The sequence below is a fragment of the Psychrobacter sp. M9-54-1 genome (genome assembly GCF_016613355.1).
GTDB lineage: Bacteria > Pseudomonadota > Gammaproteobacteria > Pseudomonadales > Moraxellaceae > Psychrobacter > Psychrobacter faecalis.
Map to the genome: position 1 here is coordinate 1 of NZ_JADGFW010000020.1, position 24,906 is coordinate 24,906.

Annotated in this window: 20 protein-coding genes; 7 read left to right on the forward strand and 13 right to left on the reverse strand. The window is 44.5% G+C overall.

The window, feature by feature from the left end:
- Nucleotides 1-113: 113 nt before the first annotated feature.
- Together nadC and IQ457_RS08615 are read right to left on the reverse strand one after the other, a co-directional pair.
- Nucleotides 114-974 carry a carboxylating nicotinate-nucleotide diphosphorylase gene (gene nadC, locus IQ457_RS08610; protein WP_200662840.1) on the reverse strand — a complete coding sequence of 287 codons (861 nt, stop codon included), beginning with the start codon at nucleotides 972-974 and terminating at the stop codon, nucleotides 114-116.
- A gap of 202 nt (nucleotides 975-1,176) precedes the next feature.
- Nucleotides 1,177-2,211, reverse strand: a complete 1,035-nt coding sequence (locus IQ457_RS08615) for an NUDIX hydrolase (protein ID WP_200662841.1) — start codon at nucleotides 2,209-2,211, stop codon at nucleotides 1,177-1,179.
- A gap of 320 nt (nucleotides 2,212-2,531) precedes the next feature.
- On the opposite strand from IQ457_RS08615, the gene nadA reads away from it, so the two are divergent.
- From nadA to IQ457_RS08630, 3 genes are all read left to right on the forward strand, one after another.
- Nucleotides 2,532-3,671, forward strand: coding sequence for a quinolinate synthase NadA (gene nadA / locus IQ457_RS08620; protein ID WP_200662842.1), 1,140 nt, complete (start codon nucleotides 2,532-2,534; stop codon nucleotides 3,669-3,671).
- 1 nt (nucleotide 3,672) lies between these two features.
- A complete protein-coding gene (gene nadB, locus IQ457_RS08625) occupies nucleotides 3,673-5,574 on the forward strand; it encodes an L-aspartate oxidase (protein ID WP_200662843.1) in 1,902 nt (633 codons plus the stop codon).
- A 79-nt stretch (nucleotides 5,575-5,653) separates the two neighbouring features.
- A complete protein-coding gene (locus IQ457_RS08630) occupies nucleotides 5,654-6,547 on the forward strand; it encodes a phosphatidate cytidylyltransferase (RefSeq protein ID WP_068404146.1) in 894 nt (297 codons plus the stop codon).
- 7 nt (nucleotides 6,548-6,554) lie between these two features.
- Here IQ457_RS08630 and IQ457_RS08635 read toward each other — a convergent pair whose 3' ends face one another.
- The 3 genes from IQ457_RS08635 to IQ457_RS08645 are packed head-to-tail and all read right to left on the reverse strand — an operon-like array spanning nucleotide 6,555 to nucleotide 11,315.
- Nucleotides 6,555-7,370 (reverse strand): SDR family NAD(P)-dependent oxidoreductase, encoded by an 816-nt coding sequence (locus IQ457_RS08635; protein WP_200662844.1) that lies wholly within the window; start codon nucleotides 7,368-7,370, stop codon nucleotides 6,555-6,557.
- 8 nt (nucleotides 7,371-7,378) lie between these two features.
- A complete protein-coding gene (locus IQ457_RS08640) occupies nucleotides 7,379-8,581 on the reverse strand; it encodes a patatin-like phospholipase family protein (RefSeq protein ID WP_200662845.1) in 1,203 nt (400 codons plus the stop codon).
- Complete coding sequence (locus IQ457_RS08645; protein WP_200662846.1) at nucleotides 8,574-11,315, reverse strand: alpha/beta fold hydrolase; 2,742 nt, start codon at nucleotides 11,313-11,315, stop codon at nucleotides 8,574-8,576. The genes IQ457_RS08640 and IQ457_RS08645 overlap by 8 nt, the downstream gene beginning before the upstream one ends.
- 223 nt (nucleotides 11,316-11,538) lie before the next feature.
- On the opposite strand from IQ457_RS08645, the gene IQ457_RS08650 reads away from it, so the two are divergent.
- Nucleotides 11,539-12,447, forward strand: a complete 909-nt coding sequence (locus IQ457_RS08650; protein ID WP_200662866.1) for a lysine exporter LysO family protein — start codon at nucleotides 11,539-11,541, stop codon at nucleotides 12,445-12,447.
- 25 nt (nucleotides 12,448-12,472) lie between these two features.
- Here the strand turns inward: IQ457_RS08650 and IQ457_RS08655 are convergent, their stop codons facing one another.
- From IQ457_RS08655 to IQ457_RS08670, 4 genes are all read right to left on the reverse strand, one after another.
- Nucleotides 12,473-13,165, reverse strand: coding sequence for an OmpA family protein (locus IQ457_RS08655; RefSeq protein ID WP_200662847.1), 693 nt, complete (start codon nucleotides 13,163-13,165; stop codon nucleotides 12,473-12,475).
- 71 nt (nucleotides 13,166-13,236) lie between these two features.
- Complete coding sequence (locus IQ457_RS08660; RefSeq protein WP_200662848.1) at nucleotides 13,237-13,833, reverse strand: OmpA family protein; 597 nt, start codon at nucleotides 13,831-13,833, stop codon at nucleotides 13,237-13,239.
- 27 nt (nucleotides 13,834-13,860) lie between these two features.
- On the reverse strand, nucleotides 13,861-15,153 hold the full coding sequence (locus tag IQ457_RS08665) for an FAD-dependent monooxygenase (protein WP_200662849.1): 1,293 nt from the start codon (nucleotides 15,151-15,153) through the stop codon (nucleotides 13,861-13,863).
- 106 nt (nucleotides 15,154-15,259) lie between these two features.
- Entirely contained in the window at nucleotides 15,260-16,507 is a 1,248-nt protein-coding gene (locus IQ457_RS08670; RefSeq protein ID WP_200662867.1) for an FAD-dependent monooxygenase, read from the reverse strand.
- Nucleotides 16,508-17,136: 629 nt separating this feature from the next.
- Between IQ457_RS08670 and IQ457_RS08675 the strand changes: the two genes are divergently transcribed.
- Together IQ457_RS08675 and ybeY are read left to right on the forward strand one after the other, a co-directional pair.
- Nucleotides 17,137-18,237 (forward strand): PhoH family protein, encoded by a 1,101-nt coding sequence (locus IQ457_RS08675; protein ID WP_193031816.1) that lies wholly within the window; start codon nucleotides 17,137-17,139, stop codon nucleotides 18,235-18,237.
- Between the two features lie 114 nt (nucleotides 18,238-18,351).
- Nucleotides 18,352-19,008, forward strand: coding sequence for an rRNA maturation RNase YbeY (gene ybeY, locus IQ457_RS08680; protein WP_200662850.1), 657 nt, complete (start codon nucleotides 18,352-18,354; stop codon nucleotides 19,006-19,008).
- Nucleotides 19,009-19,023: 15 nt separating this feature from the next.
- Here ybeY and IQ457_RS08685 read toward each other — a convergent pair whose 3' ends face one another.
- Both IQ457_RS08685 and IQ457_RS08690 read right to left on the reverse strand, forming a co-directional pair.
- Nucleotides 19,024-19,899 (reverse strand): mechanosensitive ion channel family protein, encoded by an 876-nt coding sequence (locus tag IQ457_RS08685; protein ID WP_200662851.1) that lies wholly within the window; start codon nucleotides 19,897-19,899, stop codon nucleotides 19,024-19,026.
- A gap of 122 nt (nucleotides 19,900-20,021) precedes the next feature.
- The gene (locus IQ457_RS08690) at nucleotides 20,022-20,909 is read right to left on the reverse strand and encodes an energy transducer TonB (RefSeq protein ID WP_223808549.1); all 888 of its coding nucleotides are present in this window, start codon (nucleotides 20,907-20,909) and stop codon (nucleotides 20,022-20,024) included.
- A 550-nt stretch (nucleotides 20,910-21,459) separates the two neighbouring features.
- Between IQ457_RS08690 and IQ457_RS08695 the strand changes: the two genes are divergently transcribed.
- Nucleotides 21,460-22,239 (forward strand): hypothetical protein, encoded by a 780-nt coding sequence (locus IQ457_RS08695; protein WP_200662869.1) that lies wholly within the window; start codon nucleotides 21,460-21,462, stop codon nucleotides 22,237-22,239.
- A gap of 135 nt (nucleotides 22,240-22,374) precedes the next feature.
- Here the strand turns inward: IQ457_RS08695 and IQ457_RS08700 are convergent, their stop codons facing one another.
- Together IQ457_RS08700 and IQ457_RS08705 are read right to left on the reverse strand one after the other, a co-directional pair.
- On the reverse strand, nucleotides 22,375-23,217 hold the full coding sequence (locus IQ457_RS08700) for a ferredoxin--NADP reductase (protein WP_200662852.1): 843 nt from the start codon (nucleotides 23,215-23,217) through the stop codon (nucleotides 22,375-22,377).
- Nucleotides 23,218-23,426: 209 nt separating this feature from the next.
- Nucleotides 23,427-24,905: an NADH-quinone oxidoreductase subunit N gene (locus tag IQ457_RS08705; RefSeq protein ID WP_102077392.1), complete on the reverse strand. Its 1,479-nt coding sequence runs from the start codon at nucleotides 24,903-24,905 to the stop codon at nucleotides 23,427-23,429.
- Nucleotide 24,906: the final 1 nt, after the last annotated feature.

Sequence of the window (24,906 nt, forward strand, 5' to 3'; positions counted from 1 at the left end):
TTTGTATATGTTTTATTTAACTGTTTGCAACCCTTTTAATAACTTATCTAACCGAGATTTATGCCATAAAATTAATCAAAAGCTTTAGCATCGATGTAGACCGACCGTTAATCTTAAGCGCTAAAATCGAGGCCAATATCTAATGCTGTCGTACTGTGGGTTAAATAACCCATCGCGATAAAATCAACGCCTGTCTCTGCTACCGCTTGCACGGTTTCAGGGGTAATACCGCCTGATGCCTCAGTTTTGGCGCGACCTTTACACATGGTGACGGCTTTCGATAACGTTTCAGGTGCCATATTATCTAAAAGCACCAAACTCACGCCAGCATCTAGCGCTTGCTCTAATTGATCCAAGGTATCGACTTCGACTTCTATCGGAATGAGATGCCCAGCAAAATCTTGCGCTTGCTGAATAGCGGTTTTGATGTCACCGGCGATAGCAATATGGTTGTCTTTGATTAAAATTGCATCATCCAATCCCAAGCGATGATTGCGCCCGCCGCCGCAGCGCACCGCGTATTTTTGCACAATACGCAAACCAGGAATGGTTTTACGCGTACAGGTAATTTGCGTTGGGTATTCTGCGACGCTATCGACAATTTTTTTGGTATCTGTCGCAATGCCACTTAGATGGGTCATAAAGTTAAGCGCGGTACGCTCTGCGGTTAGTAAATTTCGCGCGTTACCTCGGACTGTTGCCAGTACCGTACCCGCTTCGACCGTCGCACCGTCATTGACCTTGGCAATAAACTCGATTTGCTCGTCAATCAAAGCAAAAGACAAACGCGCCAAATCCATCCCACATATCACGCCCGCTTGCCGCGCCTTAATCTGTAGTTGCGCTTGCATATCTGCTGGAATAGTCGCTTGTGATGTCACATCACCGCGCCTACCTAAATCTTCCGTTAACGCCGCTTCCACCAAAGGTTTAAGCAATACTTCAGCCAATGCTGGCTCTTGTTTAACTGTCATATTTGACCCTTATTTTGCCTGATATTTATATGCGTTAGATACACTTAATAAAACATCTTTAATTAAACTCAAAATGAGCATAAATATAGCGCAAAGTGCAAAGCCTCGCAAGAAAAGGGTGCAAATTAATAAAATGAACCAATATGATTTCGCTTTGATATGAGTATTTAATGTCAGTATAGGAAGGCTTATGCAGTTGATGCTATTTACGTTTAGGCAATTTACTATCCATGAGTAAACTTTGTAACTCAATATCATGGCGGAAGCGATAAAGCTTGGCAGGTCGACCGCGCTGAGCGCTACTACTCTGCCCTGTCTCCATGACAAGTTTTTGTGAATCTAGCAAACGACGGAAGTTTTGCTTATGTAAAGGCACGCCTGATAACGCTTCAACGCTTTGTTGCAGCTGCGACAAGGTAAACACGTCCGGCATCAAACCAAAGATAAGCGGTCGATATTCAATCTTGGCACGCAGTCTTGAGATAGCGGTGGCAATCACGCGGCGATGGTCGTAATACATCGGTACGCCTATTAACTGCGACCAATTTGTAGGCAACTTCACTTGGTAACTTGGCGGATAAGTCGGCGCTTCAGGGATTAACCCTGCTTCATAAAGCATCTCATAACGCAGCAACACATGCTCAGCCACCCATTCTCTATTCTCATAAGCCTTATCAACATTTAATGCCTTGTCCGTATCTTTGAGATTATCAACGACTAAGATTTTCTCACTGATTCCCCAGCATAAACCAATACGCTGACGGCGGCGCTGCCGCACGACTGTTTCCGCTGCGCTGTCTGCCCAGCTTAATAACGCCGGCACAATATGATTCATAATCATACTTGGCATACCGTCCAAGTGATTTTCCCACGGGAAATAATCGTACCAATCGCGCCATAATGCTTGGCTTGGCAGCTCTTGCATTTGCGCTTCTTGCACCAATCCTAGGTAGCTGACATACACCAACGCATGACCATCGACGTTGCGGCGATTGGTATCTACGAAAGTATAAAGCTGCTCTAAATAACCAAGCGGCTGCTGCGTTTGCTCCTCCACCCATTGACGTACGCCCGCTTGCAAGGAGCGATGTAATGGCATTAATGGCCCATTAGGCAAGAGCTTGCCTTGATCAACCGTTAAAACGCGCGCGGTGTGCTCAGTAATCGCTACCAGCACGGCGACCACTTCTGTGGTGCCGCTACCTTGTTGATGCGAATGCGAATAAGACAACGTCATGGCTTTAAAGGTTTCCTTTATGTTTAAACGTAAAATGAGCGTTTTAAAAATGAAGTGTTTCTAACCACGCTTAGTATAGCGTGAATCGAAAACTATCATAGCCTGCCGTTGTAAATAGACGATATCGGAAGCAATAAAAAAGACAGCCAGGAAAGTAAGTTTTGACGAATTACGTATCATTTTAGAAGCAGATTATAAAAAATACTTGTAATTATGCTCAAAATGAGCATAATTATTAAAACTTGTTATTTGGCCACATTTAATTGACTCACTTTTAGCGGCTATTAGGTTTGCCGTTATCGCAGCAAAGGTTTGCACTTATGAAAACTTATCCATACGACGCGCCCATCATGAGCACTGATAATCGCATTGCGACTCAGATGAATATCGAATACGCCAAAGCTAAAATCCCAGCGGATTTGCCACGTGCAGAACGACTTGTGGTTGAAGAGAACATTAAGCAGCTATTAAAAGAGCATAATGCAGTATTGGTTGCCCATTACTACGTTGATCCTTTTATCCAAGATTTGGCCTTGGCAACCGGGGGCTGTGTGGGTGATTCGCTTGAGATGGCGCGCTTTGGGCAAGCGCATAGTGCGCAGACATTGGTCGTCGCTGGCGTCCGCTTTATGGGTGAGTCGGCAAAGATATTAAGTATGGAGAAGACAGTATTGATGCCAGACTTGGAAGCGGAGTGTTCGCTAGATTTGGGCTGCCCTACTGATGAGTTCTCTGCCTTTTGTGATGCCCATCCTGAGCGTACGGTGGTAGTTTATGCCAATACCAGCGCTGCTGTGAAAGCGCGCGCCGATTGGGTAGTTACGTCATCGGTTGGCATCGATATCATCCGCCATTTGCATAATAATGGTGAAAAAATCATTTGGGGTCCTGACCGCCATTTGGGTAAATATATCGCACAAGAGACTGGCGCGGATATGCTGCTCTGGCAAGGTTCGTGCCTCGTACATAACGAGTTTAAAGCCACTGAGCTGCTGCAATTAAAAGAAGAGCACCCAAACGCCAAAGTATTGGTGCATCCTGAATCGCCTGATAGCGTCGTGGCACTGGCTGATGTGGTCGGCTCGACGAGTAAGCTGTTGCAATCAACGTATGAGATGGATGCTGAGACCTTTATCGTCGCCACCGACTTAGGCATCTTGCATGAGATGCAAAAGCGCTCGCCACATAAGCGCTTTTTAGCTGCGCCAACAGCTGGTGAAAGCGCCAGTTGTAAGAGTTGTGCTTTTTGTCCATGGATGGCAATGAATGGTCTACAAGGTATTGAACAGTGCTTGAGCAATCGTAGCGGTGAAGTCCTGATGACGCCTGAGCTGGCAGCAGCAGCTAGAAAACCTTTACAACGCATGCTTGATTTTGCCGAAGCGCAAAAACAACGTGTGACTGCGAGCGGTGATATCGTCAAAGACCGCGAATTGTTTGCCAATGTAGGAGCGGCCTAATATGAGCGAGGCATGGTTAGCGGATAAGGTGAATACTCATAATTCTACGGATACTATCCAGACAGATGTACTTATCATTGGCGCTGGACTTGCCGGTTTAAGTACTGCTCTTGCCTTGCCAAAATTGCTGAATATCACTATATTAAGCAAAGCAGCAATGGAGGTTTGCTCAAGCCATTATGCGCAAGGCGGAATTGCAGCCAGTCTAGATAAGAATGACCGTGTCGCTGACCATATCGCTGATACGCTCATTGCAGGCGCAGGCTTATGCGAAGCTGACAATACCAGCAGCATTTTAAGCGCGGGACAGCAAGCCGTACAATGGCTATGTGAGCAGGGCGTGCCCTTTACCTTGATTCCTAAGCAGGAAAGACAGCAGCATGATAATGCAAACTCTATAGCGACATTACAGACCAGTAATTTGCATTTAACCAAAGAAGGCGGTCATGGCTGTCGGCGGGTCGCCCACGCCGATGATGCAACTGGTCGGCATATTATGGAAGCCTTGATTGTAAAAGCGCAAGCTGCGTCCAATATTACTATCTTGCCCTATCATGAAGCACTAAGCCTGTTAAAAAATAGCGCCAATCCAAATAATCAGTGCCAAGGTGCGCTTGTTTTTGATCATATACATCAACGTAAACTTACCTTTTATAGTCGCGCGGTTGTCTTAGCCAGTGGTGGCTTGGGGCAATTATTTAAGCGTGCCAGCGCGCCGAACGTCTGTGTCGGCGATGGTGTTATGATGGCATGGCAAGCGGGTTGCCGTTTGGCAAATCTAGAGTTTATCCAATTTCATCCAACTGGTTTGGCATTTGGCGATAGTAGCTTTTTGATATCTGAAGCACTACGCGGCGAAGGTGGACGATTATATTGCCCGCAAACTGGTAAGCGTTTTATGCTTGATATTGATGCGCGCGCAGAACTAGCTCCAAGAGATATTGTTGCGCGTTCCATCGCTGAGCAAATCAACGATAACGGTCTAGGCTACGTCAATCTTGATGTCAGTCACTTGCCAGCGGAGTTTTTGCGCGAGCATTTTCCGCAGATTTATAAAACCCTATTCGAACTCGGTATTGATATTACAAAACACACTATCCCCGTTGCGCCGACCGCTCATTATAGTTGTGGTGGTGTGGTCACAGATGCCAATGGCGTAACCGATGTGGTAGGACTTTATGCGGCGGGTGAAGTCGCTTATACAGGTCTGCATGGAGCAAACCGCTTAGCAAGTAACTCATTGTTGGAATGTGTGGTGGTTGGGCGCAATATCGCTGCTGATTTACCGCGTTATTTAGCAGCAATAGGAACGCTAGAAACAACTTTACCTGATTCTGATTTAAATGAATCAATCTATGATACGTGGACAGCGCCAACGCTTAAAAATAGTCAGCGCATTACTTTGCCATCGTCTGTTGAATATGAAAGTAACTGTAATAAAAATGACAATCACAACATCCACGTCAATATAAATGCTGATATCACTGGAATAACCGCAGGATTAAAAGCTTTGATGACGTCTCATATGGGCATTACCCGGGATGCTAAACAATTAGAACAAGCACTTTTGCAAATACAGCAATGGCAACAGCAGCTTAACGGCTATGACTCTAATCAGTTAGATATCGATAATAAAGATAACCCTACTATTCTAAATGAGCTGCCCTACTTTCAGTTAGCCAGACAGTTGCAATTAGCGACCTTAGTTATCGAGTCCGCTTATCAACGACTTGAGAGCCGCGGTGGCCATTACCGAAAAGACTATCCCAACTTAACGAGCACACCTCGGACCAGTGTGATTGAACCATTATCAAAGTTGAAAGAGGGTGGTATCGATTGGTTGGTTCAGCCTATAATCGATGATACAGAGGCTGAATCGGTATATACAGTTGCTAACGCCTAACAGCAATTAAGCGTTGCCACTTCAGCCATAAAAAAAACGGTGGGTTACCGTTCTCTATCGACCTCAAAGTGCTAAAAACATGGCTTCTGACTTACGGTTTGTGATGGTTCTAATGATAGTCGTGAGTTCGGTTTGGGCTATGCTTGCCCTACCTAGCTTGCGTCAGCGCTTACCGAAAATCTACTTGATAGCACGCTCATGGTGGCTCATGTTAGCAGCGCTTTGCGCTTGTTATGTTATCGCTAAGATAACTGATAATAGTCAACACCTACACTCTCGCACATACCCCTATCAGTGGTTGCTGATCGCTTTTTTCTTGTTAATTGGTGTGCGTGGCGGCTACGAGATTAAACGATTATGGCACCTACCTAGTAAAGCTAGGCTTATTAGTAAACTTCAAGCGCGTGGCTTGCAACCAAATACTCAGCCTTTTATCAAAACCCCTTGTGATTCTAAGCGAGCCTATACACGTTTAAAATTCCTAGACTTGCTGTTTAGTTCTGTCTTTATCGCATTGATTATCAGCTTGATTGCCTTACAGCAATTAACGTGGCAGCGCGAACAATATGGCATTTTGTTTTTTGTATTATTCGCCAGCCAATTTAATGATATTGCCCAGTATTTATGCGGACGATTGCTTGGTCACAAAATCTTTAAGCGCGGTCTTGCTCCAACCATCAGCCCGAATAAAAGTATCGAAGGTGCTCTCTTTGGCAGTGTATTAGCAGCGATATTGGCCACACTATTAGGCATCTGGCTCACTTCTTTTAGCTGGTGGATTTGCTTATTGGCCGCCTATGGTTTAGCGGTAAGTGGTATCGCTGGAGATTTATTAGAATCCGCCTTTAAACGTCAGCACGGAGTAAAAGACACGGGTACTATGCTCGCTGGACATGGCGGCGTATTGGATAGAATAGATAGTCTGCTGATTGGTGTGCCATTATTTACCTTGTTTTATTGGCTGCTTGGCTAAGCTGTTATCAAGTGGTTTTATCCAATTTACTACGCAATATCCAGTTAAGCAAAGGCTTAGGTAAATGGTTTAGCGCCCGAATGATATAGCCCATAGAGCGTGGAAATATGGCCAGCTCAATATCTTTATCAATTGCCTGCATAATCTTCTCAACCGCCGTTTGTGTTTTTATTATGAATGGCTTATGGCTAGCATCACTATTATTTAAATCACGTAATGCTTGGGTATCGATATAGCCTGAGGCGATGCAGTTTACTTGGATATCATAAGGCGCAAGTGCTGCACGATAGGCGCTAGCATTGGCAATCATCGCGCGTTTGCTTTTGGCATAAAGACTGGCGTAAGGATAATCCATTGTACCGGCGATAGAAGCAATACAAATTAGGCTTAGGCTGCTGTTTTCGTTGAAATCCAACGCACAGCTTTGCCGCCTTAATTGCTCACTTGCCCATCTAAAAACCTGCTCAAACGCTTGCAGATTAATTGCTAGCATTTGATCGCTGTCCGCTTGACTCAGATGGTGAACACGCTCATTGGTATAACTACCCGCACTATAAATCACTCTTTGAAAACTGATATTTGACAAGCTCTCTAACAAACTTTGTGTTTGCACGTTATCAGTCAAATCACAGCAATAAGTAATAATGTTAGGATGCTGACTATTGGTATTATCTATCTTCTCCATACTATGACCAACCACGCTCACTTGCCAGCCAAGCGCCTGATGATGCAGCGCCAGTGCCAAACCAAGTCCACTCGTACCGCCGAAAACGATGATATGCGATGACTTATGAGCTGAAGTAGATTGTGTAAGGTCTTTCATTTGCGAACTCATAGCCCGTGCTGTTGTATATAGTCAGTGGTACGCTGATAGCCATACTGCCATTGCGCCTGCATTTGCTGCACAAAGCCATCATAGTCACTGTGAATCAGCTCAACGGTCATTTGTCTGATGTTAAAACGCTTTTGTACATGCTGCCTTGCCAACTGCTGAGCATTATCTGCAAAAGGTAACCAATGTAGTTGATTCACTCGAGGACTGATTTCAACAGAATCAGCGCGTGGCAGCGTTTCTGTTGAATCAAAACCCTGCACCTGTGCTAAACGCTCGTTGGGGTCAAAACCAAAAACACGTTGAATGGCTGGTGCGGCAAGCCATGAATCATAACCCGCCTTGGTTTCTGCAAATACGCTATGACCCAATTGACACGCCAGCTCAATGGGTGTGAGATTAATCACTCCGCCTAAACACCAACCAAGGGCTGCGATATGCGTCGGTGGTAGGTAATACATATCTGCCATAGAAGCACGAATCGCAGGGGCAAAATCCCATTTGGTCAGCGTTCTGACAGACTGAGTTATACGTCCATTAGCAAATGTATGAGCCGGTGAATTCAGTTTTTCTGCAATGAGATCTAATACTGCCAATCGCGGCGGGGCAAATAATAATTCTTGTAGCCTAAAATCATTGTGAACAGAATTACTAGCAGTAGTCCCTTGATTAGCTGTTGGATACAGGCGGCTAGCGATAATGGCTATCTCTGGCGCGGTAGGATTACACAAATTATTATTGTGCTTGAGAGAAAAACCAGACAACTCGTCAAGCCATCGTTCCTCATTATCGACTCGAAACATCGCTAGCTGCTGCAATTCATCCAAAATCCGCTCATAGTTATCTGCTTGCGGCTGTCTTTGTCCGTTAGCTTTTTGCTTTGTGAGTCGCCAGCGCTTGAAAGCCTCAGTCATGTAACGTATTTTTAATCGCTTACTTGCTTCGTCTGGCGCGACATGTCTGATGGCAGTAATGACACGATACAACTCACGGCTGCACATGAGCTCCTGCAAATCCTTGGGATCGGGCGCTAAATTAACCAAATAAGCCGATAGACTACCACCGCAGGTGCCAACAATCATATCCGGCGTCAAATCATGAGCCACCAATGCTGCATAGCTACCTAAATAATAGCCAAAACGGGAACCGCCCCCTGAAAAAAGCTGTACACGCTCATAGGGTTTGGCATGCGTATTATTCATGATTGGTTGAGGCGACTTTAATCGCTAGTGACACGGTAAAAATACCAAAGCGATCGATACGCATCGCTATTTTTTGAAAGCCAGCATTCTCAACCAACTGATCCATCTCTGCTTGTGAACGACAACGCATCACCCAACTGCTGCCACGATGATTGTTTAAGGTTTTACTGATAAATTCTTGTTCAGGATGCCAAGGCTGATTGGTATAAAGTAAATAACCACCAGAGTTTAAACTATCGTAAATGCCTGCCAAAGCCGTCGTTGGTAGCGTATTGTCAGAAAACAATTCAAAAACACCAGAGGCAATGGCGATATCGAATTTTGTTTCATCGGCACTGCCAGTCTCTTTCTGCTCATTAACATAACTGGCAGGGTTAAAAGCATCTTTTTGACAGGCAATCACGCGATCAGCAATTTCTAGCTGCTGCGCTTTCGACTGTAACGCTTGAATATTATGCTGCTCATAATCACGTAGCTCAGCATGCAAGTCTGTAAACTCTGTCAACAAATCAAACGCATAAAAACCATGCCCACTAGCAATATCTAGCAATCTTGGTTGGTATGACTTAGCGCTACTTTGGTTCTTATCTTTAATATCTGCTAAAGCTTGACGTGCTAGCTCTAATATATGCTCACGGCGGATACGAATACCTTGCCAACCAATATTGCTTAAGTAAAATTTATCGACTGCCTGACCAAATTTATTCTGACCACTCGGCTGATTGTAATAGACATGATCGAGCGAATGACCCGAATCAAAGCCATGCGCAAGCCCTGTGGCAATGGCATCGCTGACATGACCAAATTTTTGCATGGCAAATCGGGTAATGGCAAAGCTTGGGTTAAAAGGTTTAATCGCTAAGCGATCAACCTTATCCTTACTGGCACTGTTTAGATGAGCGGCGCTCAAATCCGATGCTTTAACGTCCGTACTGAATACCTGCTCAGCGAACTCGATACAATCAGCGAAGACGTCTGCTTTATTGGTTTCATGAAAGATCGCATGATAGCTGTCTGGATATAATTGCCAACGCTTACTAGTCGTATTAATCGCGTCATAAAAATCACGTTCGGCCTGCTTATCGACCACATAATCCTTGCCTGCGCACAATACAAATGTCGGTACGGTGATAGCACCAGCATCATCGAGCAAGCGTTGACCCGTCGCATGAGTATCAATGAGCAAGTCAGTCGAGATACTATTTGAGATAAGCGGGTCGGCATTGTAAGCTTGCTGCGCGTCTTTATCATGGGTCAGCACTTGCGCTTTGACGTAGCTACTCACGCGTGACATCAAACCAAGTGCGCGTGCCACCTTTAACGACGGTATGGCGAAGGGTAGATACAAACGAATCTTCAATGCAGGTGTACCTAAAATCATCCCGCGGATATTGGGCGCGTAATCATGTACCCATGCTGCCGCGAGTACCGCACCGATACTACTGGCGATGAGTAAAGTATCGTCAATGGCAATGCCAGTTTGTTCAACGACCAATTGCACAAAGTCGTTTAAATCGCGCTCTAGCTCAGTGACGCTCTCGGCATGATCTTTGATACCGCCTGAGCGCCCATTACCGCGTGCATCCCAAGCAAATACCTGATAGCCAGCCGCAGCAAACTGCTGTCCTAACTCTTCCAATCGTCCTGAATGCTCATGACCACGATGTAGCAGAATGACTTGGCGCTGTTGTGTGTGTTGCTGACTGGCTTGTTTTATAGCCTCTAAAGGCATCGTCAGCCAGTAACGATAATATATTGCCGTGCCATCATAAGCGTTATAACTGCTTTCACCATGAATAGTTTTGGGTGAGAACTGCTTTGATGACGTCTTTTGGGTTGGGTCTTTATGGTTACTATCGTTAAGCAGATTTATTTTATTTTCTGCATTATTAGAGGTCGCTGACATAATATTGGATTCCAAAAGAGAAGCATTAGTAGAAGAATGAGGTAAAGCATTATGAGCGATGAAACTATCAATGACGCTAGGAGAAAATTCAACATGGTTGGAAATGTTTGAATGATTGCAATCACTTAAGGCATTCAGTGTTGATTTCGGCACTGGTGGTTTACGCATTACGTATAAATTCGCCATATAACGCAAGCGATTGAGGCAAGTCTTTAAGAGCATTGCTTCTGTCAGTATGCATAGTTGCCCTATTCTTATAGATGATAGCGATAACGGTACTTTGACACCAACCAAGGTGCCAAGCACACCCAGCAAAAAAGCACGGTCACTTTTGCCTAATGGCCCATGGTTGGCTCGAGTACCTAGCGCTGTATTACTGGCTATGCCCAGTAGCTCGGTACCAATACTAAAACCAATCAAACCGACAATATGGCGCTGACTGTGAGATAGGTTTTCTGCGATATTTATCAGTCCAACGGGCGTTTCTTGATTATCAATATGCGGCAACAGACTGGCCAATAATGCTGTATCGGCAACAATATCGCCCAATTCATTAAGCACTGCACCAAGTTTGGATGCCTGCCCGTGCTCACGCGCCATCATACCATCAATAGCATTGAGCGCCATACGCACAAACAATGATGACGGCATTAACAGCCATAGCGCTTGATTTCTGGCTGCGGGCTTAGCTATCACATAGGCCGTTCCCACACTCAACAATACTGCTGAAACCGTCACTTGGTTGGCGGTAACACCTTGCCCAGCTAGAGTATCGCTTATAGGACGCAATTGATCTTGGAATTGAGACTTGAGTTGATATAGCGACATAATACGTGCCAAAACGTTTGATGCCTTCAATGTAGCAACAAAAGTTTGTCAGGTAAAGAATAACCAGCCACTTAGAGGTCATTTACTACTCAAACAACCGTCATATTTTGCGATGAATATGATGTGCTGATAGCCGTATTTACGAGCTAATATGATACAATCCCCAGCTTCTGAGAAATGCCCTCCCAAAAACGCCTTGTTTAAAAATGACGAGTCTGCCGACATGCAAAGCCTAATTACCCTTGTTTTGGTATTAATGCCAATGTTTATTGGCTTTGCCATTCCCTCAAACCCAACCATGACTAAGCTTGCCGATAAAGGCTTGTCTTATTTGGTCTTTATCATTTTAGGGTTGATTGGTATTGAGCTGGCGCAAGTGGAAGGGCTTGGTAGCCAAATAGGCGAAATTGCGCTTTATGTCACTATCTTGTCGATACTAACGATTGGCACCGGCTTATTTGCCTTGATGCTGTTTGACCGTCTGCGTCCATGGCATGCCAAAAAACCTAGCGTCAAATCTAAAGAGCACCGTGTCAGTATTCGCGGCAGCTTGGCACAAGTATTTTGCGTGGCGATTGGTATGGTGATTGGCTATTTTTTGCCAGCCGACTATATGCCACCCGAAAACACCATGACCGCCATGTTGATGATATTAATCTTACTGGTTGGTATTGGCTTAAAGGGCTCGGGCATTACCTTAAAAGAAGTATTACTCAACAAACGCGGCGTTGAGATGAGCGTTATCTTTACGCTATCGGTATTGGTTGGCGGGCTTATCTTTGCGCTGATGTTTAGCGATGTGTCATGGACGAAAGGCTTGGCACTGGCATCTGGGTTTGGTTGGTATTCACTATCAGCAATCATCATGACCGATGCCTATGGCGCGGTTTGGGGCAGTGTGGCGCTATTTAATGACTTGGTACGTGAGTTCTTTGCGCTATTATTTATTCCCGTCTTTATGCGCAAATATCCATCAGCAGCGGTCGGTCTTGGCGGCGCGACCAGTTTAGACTTTACCTTACCGATTATTCAACAATCAGGCGGGCTAAAAGTTGTGCCACTGGCGATTAGTTTTGGCTTTATTATTAATATTGTCTCGCCAGTGTTGATGGTGCTGTTTTCGGCTTTTTAAAAATCAACCGTTTTTTTTGACGTTATTATTCAGATTTAAATATCTCGCAGCGCTTTAGATATGGTTCATAGTTTTTCCAATCACTTGGGTTTTCTATATTGGCTAGGTCGTTGACTTGCGTACTTACTTTGACAGTTACCCTTCTATCTTTCGACTCTATACCTGCAAGATCACTTTCGCTAAAGTCTGTAGCTATAAACGGATATCTATCTGAGCAATCATAAGTGGAGATACGATCAGAGGTAATGTGATGCTTTTCTACTAACCTATTCCTGATATTAATGGCACGGTTACGCGATAAATTATTTTTATTAGGCGTTATCGCAAGCTCGTTTGATGCTACATGACCAAAAATAAAAACCTTGGCATCTGGTTGCTCATGAAGGTTTTCTTCAATTATTGCAAATGCTTGATCATATTCGTCAGATAATTGACTGCTCATCGGTTCAAAAAATCCTTGCAACTGCATTTCTAGCGAACCTGTATAAACCTCTACTGGACAGCCTTTCGCATCGACCACTACGTTAGGTGGCGTTTCAGGGCATTCGTCTATAGCATCAAGCACTCCATCGCCGTCTGAATCAATCTCTGCTTGCATCGTCCTGATGTTTTCATTTTGAGGTAACTCTTTAGACGGCGCAGTTACAGTGGTTTGACACGCTGATAACGCCAAAGAACTACAAAAAACGGTGCTGGCTAGATAGAATTTTTTGTTCATATCGAATTGGAGTCCTTATTCAATTAGACTTTATGAGTTACCTCAAATCGTTTCAGTAATAAAGTTGTTTTTTATTCCTGAGGTTCAGACGCAATCGCATATACGCGCCGGTTCAACATATTACCCTCTTCACTATCAGAAGGCGCAATTGGTCTTCTTGCGCCATACTCAGTCGCCGTGATGCGCTCAGAGGCAATGTTATATTTCGATATTAAATAATTTTTAACCTTATTCGCTCTGTCTTGCGCCAAGGCATTCGCTTCGTTTATAGAGGCGCTATCGACTTCAGTTCTTGAATTATGACCTTCAATCAATATGGTGGCGGTTTTATACTCTTGTAACCTCATACCTACCTTATCAAGCTCGGCTTGATACTTTGGCAACAGCTCACTGCTATCTTTATCAAAAAAAGCGCGATATTCCATTTTTAGACCTACCCCAGGCATCGTAAAAGGGCAGCCTCTGTCATCTACTATCACATTAAAAGGTGTAGCTGGACACTGATCTAACTTATCAGGAACGCCATCGCCGTCGCTATCCGAATTAATCACAACCGTTGGCATCTTAATAGTTTGGCTTGTTTGCTTAGGCAAGTCAGCGGTTTGACAACCTGTCAGTGCTAAAGCGCCTATCATCATCGGCGTTATTGTCCATAATTTCACGTTCATACTTTACTCTTCCTTAAGTTTAAAATGCTAGACCCCACTCGCTTGCTTAGCAAACAGACGCATCAATGGTTTGATTTTGCTGACGCGATACATACCTTCATTACGAAGTTGTTGAATCGGACGCATCTGCGCAAGCGAGCCAGCAAACAGCCAATTAAGCGCCGAAAAGCTGTGCATCATCAAACTATTATGTGGACGACGCAGACGCTCATAGCTTCGTAAGGTTTGGTTCGTACCCCACAGCTTATTGCCACTGCGCGCATAATCATGGCTGAGTTGTTCGCTTAACACTTTTACATCAAGCATTCCCAAATTTAGCCCCTGACCTGCCAGCGGATGCACACCATGTGCGGCGTCCCCAATTAATACTAAATTATCGGCGACATAGCTTTTTGCTTGCTGCGCGGCTAATGGAAAGCTGGCGATGGATTCAATCTCGCGGATAGCACCCAGCTCATAATTACTGGCAGCAGCCAATTTATCAGCAATGTAGCGCGGCGTTTCTTCCAACAATGCCAATGCTTGATTGCGTGGCAGTGTCCATACGATCGACTGCCAGTGTTGTGGATTGGTTTTATCTTCATCCGTGATATCAGCAAGCGGCAACAATGCCAATGTACCAGTCGGTAGCATGGCTTGACGGGCAGTCGCTAGGTGCGGCTTGTCGGTTTGAATGGCGCAGCAAATCGCCGTTTGCTTATAATCAAGCACATCTAGCTCAATGGCCGCCTGCCTGCGTACAAACGAGCCGCGACCGTCAGCACCAACTAATAAACGCGCGTCAATCACACTGCCATTATTTAAGGTCAAACGGTAACCTTGCGCGCTACCAAGCCAGTCCATGTCGACAACCTTGTGCCCATCGATAACGGTTAAATATTGACTGACATCAGCGGCAGTTAAACGCTGCCATAATGCATATTCGATAACGGCCGGCTCAACCATACTACCGAGCATTTTTGTCTCAGAGTTTTGATTGCTGTTACTGCTGTCATTACCATTATTAGCATCATCACTATCACCGAACAGTAACTCGCCGCGACCATTCAACTGCCAAACCTGCATTTGGGTATAATCGGCTTTGCGCTCTGATGCCGCTATCTTTTGCCAAGCGCCCACGTCTTTGAGTAAGTTGATACTGGCAAGACTTAGTGCATAAACGCGCGCATCCCGCTTGCCAAGCACCTTTTGCCAATCTGTCTCGCTACGTTTAGGGCGCGCGTCAATAAGCGTCACTGGCACCTCAGCTTGCGCCAGTTTTAGCGCAAGGGTTGCACCGACGATACCGCCGCCGATAATGAGCGTATGGTTATTTTTCATAAAACATCCTTTGTCGCGTTATTCATGCTATCTGCCATATTGATGGGATTTAGCAGCAGCTGAAATGATAAATTTTATTTGCTTAATAACTTACCAGTATGTTGAACTAAGATTTTAAGCCCATCGCATAGTTGGCAATCAATGGCTTAATATTTGGCAGTTTATCAAAGGCTACCAAAGCCACGTTACGTGCCAGCTTCACGGCTGGATTTGGATGGGTAAAGCCATGCACGACGGCATCACAAAAGCGAATGACGCGTTTTTGATCGGTTTGACGGGCTTTTTCATAGCGTTTGAGCAAAGTTGGATCGCCGATATCTTCGCCTTTTAGCACCTGCCGATTCATCATTTGCGCCAGTACATGCGCATCACGCATACAGAGGTTAAAACCTTGTCCAGCGACCGGATGTAAGGTGTGAGCCGCGTTACCCATGATGACGCAGCGACCATCGACTTGCTTGTCTGCCAGTACCCGCGTCAGTGGATAAGCGCCGCGGCGACCGGCTTTTTTAAACGTGCCAGCGCGCGTGCCAAAGGCTTGCTGCAAGGTTGCCAAGAAATGCGCATCATCTTCTAAATATTGCGTCTCTTCGCCCGTTGGACAAACCCAAACCACTGAGCGTCTATAGCCTTTTTGATATTCATCATTACCGTCGCCTTCTGGATCAGTCAATGGCAACACCGCAAGTGGCCCTGCCGGACTAAAACGCTCAATAGCGATATGCTCATGCGGCTGATCGGTTTCTACCACCCCAACGATAGCGGTTTGCTTATAGTCATAAGTCGTAGTGCCGATATTTAACAATTGACGCACGGTAGAGTCGCGACCATCACAGGCAACCAAAACACTGGCCTGCAACTGCTGCTCATGCTCTTCTTCACCGTAATAGCTAAAGCTTAACGTCACGCCGTCGTTTTGTTGGCTAACGGCTATCACATTGGCATTATCAATCAGCGTAATCAGCGGCTCTTGCTGGGCAGCCAATAACAACTTACGCCCAAGCCACGCGTTTTCCATCACTTGCCCAAATGACTCGACTTGCTCTTCAGATTTATTTAATTGTGCACGTCCAAAGCTACCTTGCTCACTGATCTTTACCGCATCAATTCGGCAAGCATGGCTTTGCAGCTCAGACCATAGCCCAATCTCTTGATAAATCTGTACCGTACGCCGTGACAGCGCAGTATTGCGGCTGTCTAAATAATGCGTGCGTTTAGCGTCGTCATTTGGACTGATGGTTGGATAGCTGTTTTTCTCTAGCAGAGTGCTAGCGATACCATGATGAGCAAGCAACAACGCAAACGACAAGCCGACATGACCGCCGCCGGCGATAAGGACTTGCTGCTCAGTCATAGCCGCTTTATTAGCAAGACTGGCTTTAGCAGGATTGGTTATTGATAAAGTTACTTCAGTATGTTGCATGGTTATTATTCCTATTATTTCCCATTTAGCACGCGTTTAGACGCGAAGACTTTACATTCAAAAAATATTATTTTTCTAAAAAATATCTTGTTCTTCTACCTTTACAAACTTAGCTTTTACACCGCCATTATCTAAGCTCTAGATTACCACAAATCATTCATCATTCTGTGCTCCTGACCATAACCATAGTGGCTATTTAGTTTTGTTGCCGTTTTCGCTCTAAGGTGTATCATCTACAGTTGCAATCACCATACAAAAACAAAGCCCTGCCCGCCTGTAAATGGCTTGAATTTTAAATTCTATCTACCATAATGAAGACAGGGTATTTACTTATTACTGTCATCTTATCAACAACTATTTTTAGCAAAATTTTGCCGTCATATTTATTAGCACTACTTTTAGTATTTACATAACCGTTATAAACGCAATGAAAAAGCATTGAAACACGATGTATTATTTTATTTTTAAAGCCCGCCTGACTATCATGCATAAAAGCACAGAAGCACTAATGCACTGAAGTAACGAACATGCAGCGGGCAACCAAATACAAGGATAATCGCTTGACTGATTCCATAAGCCGCCGTATACATTTTGAATCGTTGACCCCAGCACAGCTGAAAACCGTGCTTGGTGAATACAATAACCACATGAAATATATCCAAGAACGCCTCGATATTAAAATCAGCCAACGCCAAGGCGACTTCTGTTTAAGTGGAGATATTTTGGGCGTTGAGCGCGGCGAACGCATCATTTATAAAATGGTTGATGAAGCACAAAACACCAAAGATATCAGCGCCGAAGAGCTGCATCTTATTATTCAATCAAGCATCGCCCGAGACGAAGATATAGAAGCCGATAAGCAATCGGCTGCCGAGGAAGATGCTGATAATTTGGAAGCCGCCACTGACTTTACGCCGATTAGTCTACGCACCCGTAAAGGTAAAATCATTCCGCGCGGTGGCAATCAGCAGCGCTATGTCAGAGATATTTTAGCCTCTGATGTGTCGTTTGGTATTGGGCCTGCTGGTACGGGTAAGACCTACCTTGCCGTTGCTTGTGCGGTTGATATGCTTGAGCGCAACGAGATTGAGCGTATTTTATTGGTGCGCCCAGCGGTAGAAGCTGGTGAAAAATTGGGCTTTTTACCCGGTGATTTGACCCAAAAAATTGACCCGTATTTACGTCCTTTATATGACGCGCTGTATGAGATGCTTGGCTTTGATAAAGTCGGTAAAATGCTTGAAAAGCAAATTATTGAAGTAGCCCCCCTTGCTTATATGCGCGGTCGTACGCTAAATAATTCGTTTGTTATCTTAGATGAAGCGCAAAATACCACGCCTGAGCAAATGAAGATGTTCTTGACGCGCTTAGGTTTTGGCTCGCGGGCGGTTATTACTGGTGATATCACCCAGGTCGATTTGCCGCGTGGACATAAATCAGGTCTGGCGCAAGCGATGGATATCTTAAGCGGTATTGAAGAGATTCATATCACTAAATTTGACTCAAAAGACGTCGTGCGCCATCAATTGGTGCAAAAAATCGTTGAAGCTTATGATGTTTTTGATGAAGAGCAACTTGCCTTACAAGAAAAGCGCAAGTTTGAGCGCATGAAAGAGCAAGAGCGTAAACAAGCCATTTCTGATGCCGCCGCTAAGTTATAATCTATTTTTAAGCGACGTATATATATGACAAAAACCGGATTTAATATCCGGTTTTTTAGTGTTAGATATTTATTGTTGAATATTTTTAATATTGATATAAAAAAGGATAATGGCATGAGCCCAGCCGAACATAATAACGCTGATAATCACTTAGACGAGAATATTAATAGCCATTTCAATCATGAGGAGAACGATAAGAATTTAGACGCACTTAATAATAATGACAGCTTAGCCGTGCTTGATATTAGCGCCGCCGATAGTATCGATGACGAGATACTTGAGAGCTGTTATCCTCGCGAAAAACTGTTAAAAGTCATGATGGCGACATTGGATTATATCGATGAGCGTATTAACCATGGTCTGACGATACCTTACTTTGCTGATATCGATAGTGAGATATGGCAAGAGAAAACCAAAGCACTCGATATCTACATTACCGATGCCCTCGAAGGTCAGGAGCTAAATTTAGAGGCGCGCGGCAAAGATTATGCCACCAATATCTTATCCTACCCAAGCGACTTGCCAGCGGCAATCATTGGCTTGATGCCAACGCTACCACTTGGCGAGCTGGTGATTTGTCATGCTGTGGTGGTACGCGAAGCTACTGAGCAAAACAAGACCGTGGCGCAGCATATCAGCCATTTATTGATACACGGTATACTGCACCTACTGGGCTTTGACCATGAGCTCGGACAAGCTGAGCAAGATGAGATGGAAAGCTTTGAGATTGCTATTTTGGCAGGGCTAGGCCTACCAAACCCTTATCTCTAAGATTTTTAGCCTTGTTTAACCTTTCTTTAACATGGTTTTTTGCGCTTGATCCATCTGATTAATCATCTGATCTAAGCCTTTGACATGCACACTGCGCTGCGGGAATGGGATGTCAATCTTGTTATCATCAAGCGCGTTTTTGAATTGTTCTAATAAATCACACTGCATCGCCCACCAATCATCATTGGTGGTCCAGACATTCAAGGTTAAATCAACGGAATTATCGCCCAAATTGGTCACGCGTATCACAGGCGCTGGATCCGTAAAGGCCATTGGATTGTTTTTTGCCAAATTTAGCATAATATCTTTGGCGGTTTTGATATCGGCGTCATAGCCAATACCTACGGTGATATCGACGCGGCGGTTGGGTAACGCCGTATAGTTAATCACCGCCGAGGTGGTGATATCGCCATTTGGAATGATAATATCGTGATTATTGATGGTCGTTAAATGGGTATTGACCAAGGTGATCTCGGTGACTGTACCAGTATAGCTGCTAATTTGTACATAATCGCCGCGAACAAACGGGCGAAAGGTCACAATCATAATACCAGCGGCAAAGTTGGATAGCTGATCTTTCAGTGACAAACCAATCGCCACTGCCGCGCCGCCCAAGATAGCAACGACCGAAGTAGTCTGCACGCCGACTTTGCTAAGCGCAGCCAAAATCACGATGACCAATAATATGCCATATAATACGCAGCTTAAAAAATTGGCCGCCGTCGCCTCTAAATGGCTGCGTAGCATAATGCGATTGCTGATAGCAACGATTTTCTTTGCTAACCAACGCCCTATCATAAATATTAATAAGGCAAAAGCGACTTTAAGCGCGATGCTAATCGCATTTTCTGTTAAGGTAGCAAGATCGACGGTAAAACCTAAAAATTCCATACTGACTCTTTATTTCCAAACTGTTTTATCATTAATTTTGTCTTTTCAATGTTTATTATCATTTAACCTTTTTTAAGAAATGCATAAAAATTGCAAAAGACGGGCACTGAATTTAAGCAAAGTTAATAGGTGACGTCTACTCTATCACTGTAACGATAGGTACGTATCAGACGCAGCTCGACGATATCATTCATATCTTCGGTAAATTTACCAAAGGGCGCCGCTTGTCTGACCGACTGCTTGGCCGCCTCATCTAGTATCGTCGAGTTTGAGCTCTCAAGCAAACGAATGGCTTTAATATTGCCATCATTGCTGATAATTACCATCAAACGTACCTCACCGGTGATACCTTGGGCGCGTGCTTGCGCAGGATATTGCAAGTTACCAACGCGCTCGACGTGCTCGCGAAAGGTATTGATATAATCAGCAGCGGCGCCGCGGGTGGTCGAGTTGCTATCGACGGTCACAACTTTTGATTTGGTCGCATACAACTGTTGCCGCTGTGACAGCTGCGCCTCTAAAGTCGCGATTTGCTTACGCAGACGCTCTTCTTGCGCCTTCATATCATCTTGCTCTTGCTTACTGTCATTATCAGACTCGACGCTCGCTTGACGCCAGCTGAGTGTGGTACGCAGATAGCTTTCTTGATAGCGCTGCTGCCGAACTTGACGCTGCAGGTCAATCACATCTTGCGTCTCGCTCATTTGCTCGGCTGCCACCGGACTACTCTGGTCGGTTTCTTGGCGTATTTGCTCTTGCACCGTGCCGCCGCCTTGTTGGGACGCATTGGCAATAAACTGCGCGTCTTCATTTGGCTGCATATTCTCGGTCAAAGCTTTTGCAACGTCCTGCATCATGCCAGCAGGATCTTGCCCCAGCGAAAAACTAATGCCAAAAATAATCAGCGCATGAACACTGACGGCTATCACCGCCGCCATCGGCAAACTGATATCGCGCTTGGGCGCTTGCGCTGAAAAATGATAGCTTTGCGAGTCTTTAATCGAAGTCACAGTGGGTCTCAGCTGATGAATATAGTAGATTCCATTTAGAAATATTATAGGACTGCTGGAATAAATTTTGCGAAGCCTCTGGAGTGCGAAGCGCACAGCAAGCGAGGAAAATTTATTCTAGCAGAGCGCTATTTTAAACCAACCACTTTTATATTGAATTGGCTATATAAGGGCGGTCGATACAAGGCGTCATAAAAGCTCTTAGATAAACTAAGCACTCGTCGACCAATGCCGGCGCTATCATAACATGAGTTAGAATTGCGTCGCTAGCACAAGCGTATACCGTTGCTACTTAATCAAACACTTACCTACAGGCAGGTTTACGTGCCGGTTTATCCCCTGCTAACCTAATAATCCGCGTTTTTAAAAAGTAACCTCGCACAGGTTTTGTAGATTTGATAATAAATAGCCAAACTGCCCAATGATACAAAACGTAGACGTCCATTTTGCCTACTGTCATTTTGATATATACTGTTTTATAAACACTTTTGCGCCTGCTATTAAATAATGAATAATTATAAGGATAATAAGTTTGAGTAACTTTGAGCATATGGACAATATGGATAATTCAGACAGTTTTGAAGAGTTATTTGACAGTATCGCTGACCGTTTTGACGAGTCCTTTAGCGATGGCTGGGAGCGTCTTAGCCAAGCCGTCAAAACTATCTATGACAGAACCACGGATAAATTCGAGGAAGAGCTGTCCTTGCCGGTTGCCCAAATTTACGTCAACGATGCGCTGCAAAAATTTGTCACCGATAACGTCAAAGCCATTTTAGAGCTGCGCGTTGAGATACATGACGACTGGTTCCGTTTATATTGTACTATTGATGTTGGCGGGATTTATGCAGAAGTAGCAAGTAATTTTAGCTTGGTTCATGTGCAGCTGGATCGCAACGTCCAGCGCTTTGTTTTTGGACAGCTGACTTATACCGATGTCCTTAATCTACGCTGCGAATCATTTATCAAACGCCAAGGGCTCAAACTGTTTATTTGGTTTTATCATAGCGTACTGAAAAAAGACCCCTTAGGTTTCATTTTGTCTTACATCAATATCGCCCGTGCCAAAGAAGAGATTATCTACCTTGATATCAATCGCTGGCTAAAAAAGAACAAAAAAATAATGAGCACCTTATATAAAGTGCAAGTCAATTATGGTGAGCTTGAAGAAGAACAATTGGTGCTTAAAACGCAAATCAATTATCGTGATTTGCTGGCCAGCAATGCCAATGAAGATATCATTAGTGATAAGGATGAGCCTGAATTGATGCAAGGGCCTATCAATCCGATTGCTGATGCTACTGAGCCAAGTTTAGAACCTTCTTTATAAGCCTAGTTTTATAAACGTATTAAAAGCCTTCCAAACGCTGCCTACAAAAAACGCCAATACTTAAAGACGATTATCTTTAAGCATTGGCGTTTTTTTAATAAATACTGCCTCTATCAACTTGTAGCAATCATAGGCTTACCAATAGTTTTCTACTGCGATATTGCCCTCACCGCGGCGATTCATCACCAAGCCCAAGCTCTTTAACGTCTCTTTGGTATCTTCGACCATGTCTGGGTTGCCGCATAGCATCACGTGCGTGCTATCAACGTCCAAATCAATGCCCGCGCCCGCTTGTAGCGTTCCATCTAATAATAGCTTTGGCAAGCGCTCAGTTAATGCACCCTCGACAGGCTCGCGGGTAACGATAGGAATAAAGATAAGCTTGGCTGGATTATCGACCAACGAGCCAAAATCTTCTTGTAAGCCTTCAATCTTCTCAATATATGCCAATTCTTCTGTCGAACGCGCGCTATAAGCCAAGACGATATGCTCGTAGTCTTCCCAGGTTTTTAAGTCTTGTAGCATCGATAAAAATGGCGCTAAACCTGTACCTGTCGCCAATAACCATAAGTCTTTTGGCAGCGGTTTTTGATAACGGGCTAAGGTTAAAAAGCCAAACGGCATGGTATTGAGTAGTAGCTCATCGCCGACTTCTAGGTGTTGCAGCTGCGAGGTAAAGGCGCCATCAGGGATGACAATAGAGAAAAACTCTAGGATTTCATCAAAAGGTGAAGAGACAATTGAATACGCGCGGAAGATATCTTCATTCAGTATTACGTTCAAGTCTTCGTCATCATCAGCATTAGCTACTGCACTCAACTGCTTATAGTAGTTTAATTGACTGGGATTAACGCCCAAGCGTACAAACTGTCCTGCGGTAAATTTAAAACTATCAGGACGGCTAACGGTAAAGCTAAAGAGGTTAGGCGTCCACGTGGTTTTGCTGAGCACCGTTACTTTTTGAATATTGTCACTCATAATAATGATTCACCCTCGTTTTTTATGATTTATGATTTATGATTTATGATTGCTTATGGTTATAGATGGCTATGTTTTTGACTTTTTAAAGGCTTTAAAACAAAAGATGCGCCAAGCTCATCATAAAGCTGGCGCATCTTGGTTTTCTAACTGTCATTATCAATAAGCAGCGGTTATCAATATCGAAAACCCCTGCTCATATTTTATAATTACCAAATACGAGCCAAACTTGCCCATTCAATCATACTATTCGGCAATATACCAAAGAAGAGAATGATAGCGGTGACGGCGATAACCATGATACCGCCCGTACGCAAACCCCACTGCTTTGAAACGTCAAATTCAATAAATTGTTTCGGACGTTTAAATAGCGTGAGCATGACGCGCAAGTAATAAAACAGACCAATGGCACTACCCAAGATAATCATGCCAGCCAAGAACCAGTTGGTACCTTGGACGGCGGCTAGAATCGCAAATAGCTTAGTGATAAAGCCTGCGGTCAATGGAATACCTGCCAATGACAACATCATAATGGTCATAACCGCGGTCAGTACCGGACGACGCCAGAACAGCCCTTGATAATGGGTCAATTCATCTGCTTCACCAGCCAAGCGATACGGGCTCGACATTAAAGTAACAACACCAAAGGCACCGATAGAGGTAAAGGCGTAAATCGCCATATACATGCTTGAGATACTATCAGCGGCTGAGCCAATGCTGACAATCACGATAAGCACATAACCCATATGAGCAATCGACGAATAACCAAGCAGGCGCTTAAGGCTGGTCTGACGTACCGCTAATAAGTTACCCACTAGTATCGACAAGGTGGCCATAACCATGAGCAGCATTTGTACCGATGGCAGCGCCAATAGCGACGTATCAATTAAGAAGCGAACAGCAAGCGCCATCATCGCCACTTTGGTGACCGATGCCAAATAAGTAGCGACAGGTGCTGGTGCGCCTTCGTACACATCTGGTGTCCATATGTGAAATGGCGCGGCAGACAGTTTAAAAGCAATACCAAACATCATCATCGCCGTACCGACGATTAATAGTGGTGACTCAAAGAGATCGACCAACGTCATGCTGATAGGCTTGAAAGCAAGCGAACCCACTTCTGCATAAATAAACGCCATACCCATCAGCAGCGTTGCTGATGCTGTGGCTGAGAGCACCAAATACTTTAGCCCCGACTCAAGCGAGCGCTTACGCATATAGGTATAAGCCAGCATGCCGTATAACGGAATCGATAGCATCTCAAGGCTCATAAAGAATGAGGCTAAATGCTGGGCGCTGACCATCAGGAGCGCACCGACAGTCGATAGCAACATGAGCAAATACAGCTCTTCTTTATGATCGTCTAAATCGGCTAGATAGGCATAAGACAGCGTAAAACAGGCCAAAGCACAGATTAAGATAACCACCATATTAAACTGGGCAAAGTTATCAATCACAAATAACTGCTCAGCTGTTGGCACAAGCGTACCGCTATCGATGATGCCAGCCATTTGCCCAAGCAAGGCAAACAGCCCTATGTTTAAACCAACCACCGAAATGGTACCGATCACCATATGTGAGCGTTTAATGGTGATGGCAATCATCACTACCAATACAGTCAACACTACCGCAATGATTGGCGCATAAGGCATCAGCCCCATCAAATCATTCATCGTAAATTCATTCATG

What these genes read in the sequence shown, in the direction of transcription:
- IQ457_RS08685 (WP_200662851.1), bottom strand. Translation starts at nt 19,899, where the DNA reads ATGGAATTTTTAGGTTTTACCGTCGATCTTGCTACCTTAACAGAAAAT.
- IQ457_RS08695 (WP_200662869.1), top strand. Translation starts at nt 21,460, where the DNA reads ATGGACAATATGGATAATTCAGACAGTTTTGAAGAGTTATTTGACAGT.
- IQ457_RS08645 (WP_200662846.1), bottom strand. Translation starts at nt 11,315, where the DNA reads ATGTCGCTATATCAACTCAAGTCTCAATTCCAAGATCAATTGCGTCCT.
- IQ457_RS08705 (WP_102077392.1), bottom strand. Translation starts at nt 24,905, where the DNA reads ATGAATGAATTTACGATGAATGATTTGATGGGGCTGATGCCTTATGCG.
- IQ457_RS08640 (WP_200662845.1), bottom strand. Translation starts at nt 8,581, where the DNA reads ATGAATAATACGCATGCCAAACCCTATGAGCGTGTACAGCTTTTTTCA.
- nadA (WP_200662842.1), top strand. Translation starts at nt 2,532, where the DNA reads ATGAAAACTTATCCATACGACGCGCCCATCATGAGCACTGATAATCGC.
- IQ457_RS08660 (WP_200662848.1), bottom strand. Translation starts at nt 13,833, where the DNA reads ATGAACGTGAAATTATGGACAATAACGCCGATGATGATAGGCGCTTTA.
- IQ457_RS08665 (WP_200662849.1), bottom strand. Translation starts at nt 15,153, where the DNA reads ATGAAAAATAACCATACGCTCATTATCGGCGGCGGTATCGTCGGTGCA.
- nadB (WP_200662843.1), top strand. Translation starts at nt 3,673, where the DNA reads ATGAGCGAGGCATGGTTAGCGGATAAGGTGAATACTCATAATTCTACG.
- IQ457_RS08650 (WP_200662866.1), top strand. Translation starts at nt 11,539, where the DNA reads ATGCAAAGCCTAATTACCCTTGTTTTGGTATTAATGCCAATGTTTATT.
- IQ457_RS08630 (WP_068404146.1), top strand. Translation starts at nt 5,654, where the DNA reads ATGGCTTCTGACTTACGGTTTGTGATGGTTCTAATGATAGTCGTGAGT.
- IQ457_RS08670 (WP_200662867.1), bottom strand. Translation starts at nt 16,507, where the DNA reads ATGACTGAGCAGCAAGTCCTTATCGCCGGCGGCGGTCATGTCGGCTTG.
- IQ457_RS08700 (WP_200662852.1), bottom strand. Translation starts at nt 23,217, where the DNA reads ATGAGTGACAATATTCAAAAAGTAACGGTGCTCAGCAAAACCACGTGG.
- ybeY (WP_200662850.1), top strand. Translation starts at nt 18,352, where the DNA reads ATGAGCCCAGCCGAACATAATAACGCTGATAATCACTTAGACGAGAAT.
- nadC (WP_200662840.1), bottom strand. Translation starts at nt 974, where the DNA reads ATGACAGTTAAACAAGAGCCAGCATTGGCTGAAGTATTGCTTAAACCT.
- IQ457_RS08635 (WP_200662844.1), bottom strand. Translation starts at nt 7,370, where the DNA reads ATGAAAGACCTTACACAATCTACTTCAGCTCATAAGTCATCGCATATC.
- IQ457_RS08615 (WP_200662841.1), bottom strand. Translation starts at nt 2,211, where the DNA reads ATGACGTTGTCTTATTCGCATTCGCATCAACAAGGTAGCGGCACCACA.
- IQ457_RS08655 (WP_200662847.1), bottom strand. Translation starts at nt 13,165, where the DNA reads ATGAACAAAAAATTCTATCTAGCCAGCACCGTTTTTTGTAGTTCTTTG.